Origin of the sequence: Inquilinus limosus MP06 (assembly GCF_000767795.1) — a bacterium.
In the GTDB taxonomy this organism is placed as follows: Bacteria; Pseudomonadota; Alphaproteobacteria; order DSM-16000; family Inquilinaceae; genus Inquilinus; species Inquilinus limosus_E.
The window spans coordinates 1-1,880 of record NZ_JANX01000852.1; the positions used below are offsets into that span (position 1 = coordinate 1).

Annotated in this window: 3 protein-coding genes; 2 read left to right on the forward strand and 1 reads right to left on the reverse strand. The window is 73.8% G+C overall.

The features are described 5' to 3' along the window. Window positions 1-22: 22 nt before the first annotated feature. Entirely contained in the window at window positions 23-763 is a 741-nt protein-coding gene (locus P409_RS33180; protein ID WP_034848727.1) for an SIMPL domain-containing protein, read from the reverse strand. Between the two features lie 134 nt (window positions 764-897). Here P409_RS33180 and P409_RS33185 point away from each other — a divergent pair, with 134 nt between their 5' ends. Both P409_RS33185 and P409_RS33190 read left to right on the forward strand, forming a co-directional pair. Beyond that, window positions 898-1,728, forward strand: coding sequence for a hypothetical protein (locus P409_RS33185; RefSeq protein ID WP_034848728.1), 831 nt, complete (start codon window positions 898-900; stop codon window positions 1,726-1,728). Continuing rightward, the coding region (locus P409_RS33190) for a hypothetical protein (protein WP_034848730.1) at window positions 1,668-1,880 on the forward strand (213 nt) is incomplete at its 3' end. The genes P409_RS33185 and P409_RS33190, both read left to right, overlap by 61 nt.

Sequence of the window (1,880 nt, forward strand, 5' to 3'; positions counted from 1 at the left end):
GGAAGGCCTCGATCGGGTGTGCCTACTGCACGATCTCCCAGGTCACGCTGACGCGGGCGGTGAACTCGGTCTCGCCGGCCTCGACCGGGACGGGGGCCGATTTGGCCATGGCATAGGCGGCCACCATCGGCCGCGGGCCGGCGTCGGTGCCCGGCTCGGCGATCGCCAGGATGCGGCCCAGCTTCACTCCGGCGGCCTTGGCGATCAGCTCGGCCTTGCGCTTGGCGTCGGCCACCGCGGCCTCGCGCGCCTTGTCCAGCACCGGCGCCTCGTCGGTCACGCCGAAGCTGATGCCGTCGATCTGGTTCGAGCCGGTGCTGACCGCGGTGTCCAGCACGGCGCCCAGCTTGGTCAGGTCGCGGATGCGGGCCGTCACCTGGTTGCGCACCTCATAGCCGTCGATATGCGGCGCCTCGCTCGATCCCTCCTTCGGCTGGGCGTAGCGCGGCTGCACCGAGAAGCCGCTGGTCTGCAGGTCGGACGCCTGGATGCCGGCCTTCTTGAAGGCGTCGAGCAGCGCGGCCATCGCCTTGCTGTTGGCGTCCACCGCCTCGCGCGCGGTCTTGCCCTCGCTGGTGACGCCGCTGGTCACGGTGGCCTGGTCCGGCGCGGCGCTGGCCGTGCCCTCGCCGGTCAGGGACAGGGTCTGCGCGGTCTGGCCCACCTCGGCGGCCATCGCCGGCGCGGTGGCGGCAATCGCGGCGGGCACCGCCACGGCGGCGAGCAGGGCGGCGGCGAGCAGGCTGGAGCGGAAACGGGTCATGGTCGGTCCCCGGATGGGTTGCGGTTGGGCCGGAGTAGAGGCGGGAATTGCGACGTTGCCAAGGCAGGTATCGGGTCCCATAGGCATATCCTCCGGGCCGGGGTAGAAGGGGAGCCCGGACGGAGGGAACAACAATGACCGCCGACTTCATCCTGCCGCGCGACGCCGATCTCGGGCTGCGCCGGATCGAGAATCGCACCGGCCTCGCCGCCGCCCTGCTGCCGAACGGCACGCTGTTCGCCCTGTCGCACCGGGCGGACGACAAGAGCGACCCGGTGCTGGTCAACCAGGTGCTGGGGTCGCCGGTCGCGGGCGGCATCGGCCGGCTGCTGCTGCGGCTGGGCGGCGGCCGGGTGGTGGAGGCGGTCGGCGCCGCGGCAAGGCTGCAGGCCGGTGTCGGGACCGACCGATTCGTCTGGGCCGGCGAGGCCGAGGGACTGGCCCACCGCGCCACGCTGTGGCTGGCGCCGGATTCCGATCTCTGGCTGTGGCGGGTCGAGGTCGAGAACACCGGCGCGGCCCCGGCCGAGGTCTCGGCGGTGCTGCTGCAGGATCTCGGCCTGGGCAGCCGCGGTTTCCTGATGAACAACGAGGCCTACGGCTCGCAATACACCGACCACCACGTCGCCCGGCACCCGACGCTGGGGCCGGTGGTGATGAGCCGCCAGGCCCTGGCGCAAGGCGGCCGGAATCCCTGGGTGGCGCATGGCTGCCTGGAGGGCGCGGCCGGCTTCGCCACCGACGCGGCGCAGAGCTTCGGCCCCGGCTTCCGCGACCGGGCCGAGGTGACGGGCGCGCTGCCCAACGAGCGGCTGCAGCATGAGGTCGCCTGCCCGGCCATCGCCACCGCCCCGCGACGCTGGCGCCCGGCGCCAAGGCGACGTGGAGCTTCTTCGGCGTCTTCGTGCCCGACCACAAGGCGGCGTCGGCCGATGGCGACCTGGCGGCGGTCGAGCAGGCGCTGAAGGCGGCCGAGGGCTTCCGCCCGGCCGAGGTGGCGCTGGAGACGCCGGTGCGCGGCCTGCTGCAGGACGCGGCGCCGCTGGTGGCCGAGGATCTCGACGCCGCCGCGCTGGACCGGCTGTGGCCGGCCCGGCGGCTGGAGGAGACGCGGGAC

Bases quoted from the DNA above. Each gene is read 5' to 3' on its own strand.
- P409_RS33180 (WP_034848727.1), bottom strand. From the start codon at position 763: ATGACCCGTTTCCGCTCCAGCCTGCTCGCCGCCGCCCTGCTCGCCGCC.
- P409_RS33185 (WP_034848728.1), top strand. From the start codon at position 898: ATGACCGCCGACTTCATCCTGCCGCGCGACGCCGATCTCGGGCTGCGC.